The organism is Actinotalea sp. (assembly GCF_041597215.1).
Classification (GTDB): Bacteria; Actinomycetota; Actinomycetes; order Actinomycetales; family Cellulomonadaceae; genus Actinotalea.
In genome coordinates, this window is record NZ_JBFHHB010000205.1 from 1 (window position 1) to 5,832 (window position 5,832).

The 5,832-nt window shown below is 71.9% G+C and carries 5 protein-coding genes; 1 reads left to right on the top strand and 4 read right to left on the bottom strand.

Features of this window, described 5'->3' with window-relative positions:
* Positions 1-11: 11 nt before the first annotated feature.
* The 4 genes from ABWK99_RS12755 to ABWK99_RS12770 all read right to left on the bottom strand — a co-directional run bounded on the left by ABWK99_RS12755 (position 12) and on the right by ABWK99_RS12770 (position 3,979).
* On the bottom strand, positions 12-818 hold the full coding sequence (locus ABWK99_RS12755) for a CPBP family intramembrane glutamic endopeptidase (protein ID WP_372595085.1): 807 nt from the start codon (positions 816-818) through the stop codon (positions 12-14).
* Positions 819-933: 115 nt separating this feature from the next.
* Positions 934-3,375, bottom strand: coding sequence for a heavy metal translocating P-type ATPase (locus ABWK99_RS12760; RefSeq protein ID WP_372595081.1), 2,442 nt, complete (start codon positions 3,373-3,375; stop codon positions 934-936).
* Between the two features lie 26 nt (positions 3,376-3,401).
* On the bottom strand, positions 3,402-3,632 hold the full coding sequence (locus ABWK99_RS12765; RefSeq protein WP_372595082.1) for a heavy-metal-associated domain-containing protein: 231 nt from the start codon (positions 3,630-3,632) through the stop codon (positions 3,402-3,404).
* Positions 3,633-3,697: 65 nt separating this feature from the next.
* Positions 3,698-3,979 carry a metal-sensitive transcriptional regulator gene (locus tag ABWK99_RS12770; RefSeq protein WP_372595083.1) on the bottom strand — a complete coding sequence of 94 codons (282 nt, stop codon included), beginning with the start codon at positions 3,977-3,979 and terminating at the stop codon, positions 3,698-3,700.
* A gap of 129 nt (positions 3,980-4,108) precedes the next feature.
* Between ABWK99_RS12770 and ABWK99_RS12775 the strand changes: the two genes are divergently transcribed.
* Positions 4,109-5,419 carry a DUF1566 domain-containing protein gene (locus tag ABWK99_RS12775; protein WP_372595084.1) on the top strand — a complete coding sequence of 437 codons (1,311 nt, stop codon included), beginning with the start codon at positions 4,109-4,111 and terminating at the stop codon, positions 5,417-5,419.
* The last annotated feature ends 413 nt before the right edge of the window (positions 5,420-5,832 follow it).

A 5,832-nucleotide genomic window follows, 5' to 3' on the forward strand; every position in this document is an offset into this window, starting at 1 on the left:
GCGGCCAGTGATCAGGACAGGCCGAGGGAGGCGAGCACCGTGGCCGGGATCAGGGCGTACCCCACGAAGGACACGACGTCGAGGGCCGTGTGGGCGACGACGAGCGGCATCACCCGGCCCTTGCGCAGGTAGTACCAGCCCAGCAGCAGGCCCATCGCGACGTTGCCCGCTGCCATCGCCGGACCCTGGTAGAGGTGGTACGCGCCGCGCAGCAGGGCGCTGGTGACGAGGATCGCCGGCATCCGCCACCGCAGATCACGCAGGCGTTCCATGAGGTACGCGACGACCACGACCTCCTCCAGCAGCGCGTTCTGCAGGGCGGAGAGCAGCAGGACCGGAACGGTCCACCACAGCCCGGAGAGTCCGGAGGCCGCGATCTGGACCGAGAGCCCGAGCGCACGGCCGACCGCGTACAGGGCGAGGCCGGGCAGGCCGATCGCGGCCGCGAGACCGAGGCCGGCGAGCAGGTCCCGGCCCGGACGGGCGGCGTTCAGCCCGATCCGGTCGAGGACCTCGCGCAGCCCGCGCGGCGCGGACAGCAGGTACAGGGCCAGGGCGACCGGGACGAGGGCGAACCCGATCCCGAGCAGCTGGTAGGTGAGGTCGAGCCACTCGCGCGAGGACTGCGTGGGGTTGAGGGTCGCCGTCTGCTGAGCGAGCGGGGTCCCGGCGGTGAGCCGGTCGGCGAGGCGCACCGCTGCGTAGATCGCCGACTTGCCCAGGGACAGGCCGAGGACGATCCAGACCTCGGCCGTCAGTCGGCGGCGTTCGCGGCCGTCCCGGGCGGTCCTGCCCCCGGGGGATCCTGTGGTGGGCAGGGCGGGCTCCGACGAGGGACCGGGGTGCTGTGCGGACACGCGCACACGGTACGGCCCGATCCTGCGCCACGCCTGGGAGTCCGCGCCTCCCGACGGTCGGGGACCCCGCCCCGACTCACTCGAAGCGGCGCAGGCGCAAGGAGTTCGTCACGACGAGCACGGAGCTGAAGGCCATCGCCGCGCCGGCGATCATCGGGTTGAGCATCCCCAGCGCGGCGAGCGGGATGGCCGCGACGTTGTACCCGAAGGCCCAGAAGAGGTTCTGCTTGATGATCCGCAGGGTGCGCCGGGAGAGCCGGATCGCCTGGCCGGCGCTGCGCAGGTCGCCGCGGACCAGGGTGAGGTCCGCCGCCTGCATGGCGACGTCCGTCCCGGTGCCCATCGCGAGCCCGAGGTCGGCCTGCGCGAGGGCCGCGGCGTCGTTCACGCCGTCACCGACCATCGCCACGACATGACCCTTGCGCTGCAGGTCCTGGACGGCGGTGACCTTGTCCTGCGGGAGCACCTCGGCGATGACCTCGTCGATGCCGACCCTCGCGGCGACCTCACGGGCGACGGACGCGTTGTCGCCGGTGAGCAGCACGGGCCGCAGGCCGAGGGCCGCGAGCTCTCGGACGGCCTCGAGCGAGGTCTCCTTGACCGGGTCGCGCAGCACGACGGCGCCGCGGGCGCTCCCGGCCCAGGCGACGACGACGACGGTGGCGCCGTTCCGCTCGGCCATCGACACGACCCCGTCGAGCGCGGTCGTGTCGACCTCCTGCTCGCGCAGCCAGCTGAGCCGTCCGACCAGGACCCGCCTGCTCACCTCGACCCCGCGGTGGGCTGTCCGCACCACGCCGACGACCCCGCGACCGGCGTCGTTGCGGAACTCGGTGACCTGGTCCTCGCCGATCGGCACGCCGTCCGCGCCGATCGTCGTGGGCTCGGGTGCTCCGCCCGTGGTGACGGTGAGGCGGGCGCTCGCGGTGATGGCGCGGGCGATCGGGTGCTCGCTGCGGGCCTCGACGGCACCGGCGAAGCGCAGGGTCTCGTCGGCGTCCTCGCCGGGGGCGGGAAGGACCTCGACCACCTGCATCCGGCCCTCGGTGATCGTCCCGGTCTTGTCGAGCACGACGGTGTCGATCTGGCGCGTGCGCTCGAGGATCTCCGGGCCCTTGATGAGCACACCGAGCTGGGCGCCGCGGCCGGTGCCCACGAGCAGCGCCGTCGGGGTGGCCAGGCCGAGCGCGCAGGGGCAGGCGATGATCAGGACAGCGACGGCGGCGGTGAACGCCGGCTGGGCCCCGGCGCCGATGATCAGCCAGACCGCACCCGTGGCGACCGCGAGCCCGATGACGATCGGCACGAAGACCGCGGAGATCCGGTCCGCGAGGCGCTGGACCGGGGCCTTGCCCGTTTGCGCCTGCGTGACGAGCCGCCCGATCTGGGCAAGAGTCGTCTCCTCGCCGACGCGCGTCGCGCGGACGACGAGGTAGCCGGAGGTGTTGACCGTCGCGCCGGTCACCGCGTCGCCGACGCTGACGTCGACCGGGACGGGCTCGCCGGTGAGCAGGGAGGTGTCCAGGGCGGACTCGCCCTCGACGACGATGCCGTCGGTCGCGACCTTCTCGCCGGGGCGGACGGCGAACAGGTCGCCCACGCGCAGCGCGGAGGCGGGCATCGACCGCTCGACGCGTCGGCCGCCCTCGGTGACCAGGACCGTCGCCTCGGTGGCCCCGAGGTCGAGCAGGCTGCGCAGCGCGTCACCGGCGCGGCGCCGGGACCGGTGCTCGGCGTACCGGCCGGTGAGCAGGAAGGTCGTGACGACGGCGGCGACCTCGAAGTAGAGCTCGGGCGTCCCGTGCGCAGCCCCGGCGCGAGGCAGGAGCGTCGGGGTCATCGTCATGCCGATCTCGCCGGCTCCGCCGAGCAGCAGTGCCCACAGGGACCAGCCGGTCGCGGCGACGACGCCGAGCGAGACGAGGGTGTCCATCGTCGAGGAGCCGTGCCGAGCCGCGCGCGCGGCCGCGCGGTGGAACGGCCAGGCCGACCAGGTCACGACGGGCATCGCGAGGGCAGCCACGACCCACTGCCACCCGGCGAACTGCAGCGGCGGGATCATCGAGATCGCCACCAGCGGGACGCTGAGGACGGAGGCGACCACGAGGCGTCGCCGCAGGTCCGCGCCGCGCGCCTCACCCGGGTCGGAGGTGTCCTCGTGGACCGTCGGGGCGCCCTCGGGCATCGAGTGCCCCGACAGCGCCATCTCCCGCTCGTGCTCGCCGACCGCCGCGACGGTGGCGCGGCTGTCCCGCATCACCGTCGCGGTGTACCCGGCGGCCTCGACGGCCCGGACGATCGTGTCCACGTCGACGTCGTCGCTCAGCTCGACCCGGGCGGACTCCGTCGCCAGGTTGACCAGCGCTGTGGCGCCGGCCACCTTGCCGATCTTCTTCTCCACGCGGGCGACGCACGACGCACAGGTCATCCCACCGACCGCGAGGTCGATCACGGCGACCGGTGCGGCTGTCTGCTCGAGCGGGCTCGGCGGGGTGGGGGTGGTGGCGTCGTGCGTCATCTCGGGTCCTCGGTTCGGTGCGGGCGTCAGAGCAGGGAGTTCGGGGGCACGACGGCGTAGCCGGCCTCGGTGACGGCCGCGGCGATGGCGTCCGCGTCCAGCGGCTCGGCGGCGGTGATGGTGACCTGCGAGGTCCCGCCGTTGTTGAGCTCGACCTGGACGTCGGTGACGCCCGCGAGCTCGCCGATCTCCTCCTTGACGGAGTGCACGCAGTGCTGACAGGTCATGCCGGCGACGCCGACGGTCTGGGTGCTCATGGGGATTCGTCCTTCCGGTGGGTGGGTGGTGCTGTGCGGTGGTGCGAGAGGGTGCTGACTCGTCCTCAGCTGCGGACGAGTCGCGCGATGGCCTCGGCGGCCTCGCGCACCTTGGCGTCGCCGGCCTCCTGGGACTCGCGCGCGGCGTTGACCACGCAGTGCCCGAGGTGGTCCTCCATGAGCCCGAGGCCGACGGCCTGCAGGGCCTTCGTCACGGCGGAGATCTGGGTCAGGACGTCGATGCAGTAGGTGTCCTCGTCCACCATGCGCTTGATCCCGCGCACCTGCCCCTCGATGCGCGCCAGGCGCTTGAGGTAGTCGTCCTTGCTCCCGGTGTAGCCAGGCATCTGCGCTCCGCCTCTCCGTCCGATGAGGACACCATACCCCCGTAGGGTATCAGTGGGCACCAGGTGGCGCTCAGGTCACCGACAGGAACCTCGCAGCACGAGCACAGGTCCGATCGGGAACGTGGAGCCATGAAGAAGCTCGCTGCACCGCTGCTGTGCACCCTCCTGCTCGCCACGGCGTGCAGCTCCACGACCTCGACCACCTCCGGTGCGGACACCACCGCCGCCGACGAGACGACCACGACCACCGACGACACCGTCGCCACGACCGGTGACCTCACCTACCCCATCGTCGACACCGGCCAGACCTCCTGCTACAGCAGCGCCAGCGCCGAGATCGAGTGCCCCGCAGCGGGAGAGGCCGACTACGGCCAGGACGCGCAGACCGACGGCAACCTCGCGAGCTACACCGACAACGGCGACGGCACCGTGACGGACAACGTCACCGGGCTGGTGTGGACGCAGTCGGCGGACACCAACGGCGACGGCAGCTTCGACACGACGGACAAGCTCTCGATGGACGCCTCCGCGGCCTACTGCGAGGAGCTGAGCCTGGCCGGCTCGGACGACTGGTCGCTGCCGAGCATCAAGCAGCTGTACTCCCTGATGGACTTCACCGGCACCGACCCGACCGAGGTCGACAGTGACGACACCTCCGGCCTGACCCCGTTCATCGACACCGACTACTTCGACTTCGAGTACGGCGACACGAGTGCCGACGAGCGCATCATCGACTCCCAGTACGCGACCACGACGGCCTTCGTCGACGAGTCGAACCCGCTGCTGTTCGGGGTGAACTTCGCCGACGGCCGGATCAAGGGCTACGGCCTGACCCTGCACGGCCAGGACAAGACCTTCACGGTCGCCTGCATCCAGGAGAACTCCACCTACGGCGTCAACGACTTCCAGGACAACGGTGACGGCACCATCACCGACGAGGCCACGGGCCTGACCTGGTCGCAGGACGACAGCGGCTCCGTCGACCCCGACGGGATGACCTGGGCCGAGGCCCTGGCCTGGGTCGAGGAGATGAACGCCGAGGAGTACCTGGGCTACAGCGACTGGCGCCTGCCGAACGTCAAGGAGCTGCAGAGCATCGTGGACTACACGCGCTCGCCGGAGACCACCGGTACCGCGGCGATCGACCCGATGTTCCTCACGACGGAGATCACCAACGAGGACGGTGAGACCGACTACGGCTACTACTGGAGCAGCACGACGCACGCCAGCACCAGCGACACCCCCGGGGCCAACGCCTCCTACGTGGCCTTCGGTCAGGCCCTCGGGTACTCCTCGGACAGCGGCTGGACCGACGTCCACGGCGCCGGCGCCCAGCGCAGCGACCCCAAGGAGGGCGACGCCTCCGACTACCCCGAGGGCAACGGCCCCCAGGGCGACGCGATCCGGATCGACAACATGGTCCGCCTCGTGCGCGGCTGAGGAGTCGATCGCCGGCACGGAAACGGGCTGGACGACCCGAGAGGTGTACGACAGTCTCGCGGGACGTCCCGCCCGTCGTCGTCCCCGCGTGTCGAGCGGCGTGGTGGGTGTGGCTAGGTGGCCCGTCGTCCGGCCAGGAAGCCGGCCGCTCAGGCGGCCGCGACCAGTCCGGCGACACCAGCCACGACGGCCCACCGGTGCACGGGATCGAGGAGGACGAAACCCGGCCCCGACCCGCGGGCTGCCGACCGAGCCGTTCGCGGCGGAGGAGTGCCCCGGTCAGCCCACGCCTTGGTCGAAGATGCGCCAGGGCGTGTCTGCGGAGCTGCGCACCACGAGGTAACCCCAGCCGGTGGCGCCCTCGTCCATCGAGCCGTCGTCGTGGAAGGGCCGCCAGTCCAGGTCGAAGCTGA

Bases quoted from the DNA above. Each gene is read 5' to 3' on its own strand.
- ABWK99_RS12760 (WP_372595081.1), bottom strand. From the start codon at position 3,375: ATGACGCACGACGCCACCACCCCCACCCCGCCGAGCCCGCTCGAGCAG.
- ABWK99_RS12765 (WP_372595082.1), bottom strand. From the start codon at position 3,632: ATGAGCACCCAGACCGTCGGCGTCGCCGGCATGACCTGTCAGCACTGC.
- ABWK99_RS12770 (WP_372595083.1), bottom strand. From the start codon at position 3,979: ATGCCTGGCTACACCGGGAGCAAGGACGACTACCTCAAGCGCCTGGCG.
- ABWK99_RS12775 (WP_372595084.1), top strand. From the start codon at position 4,109: ATGAAGAAGCTCGCTGCACCGCTGCTGTGCACCCTCCTGCTCGCCACG.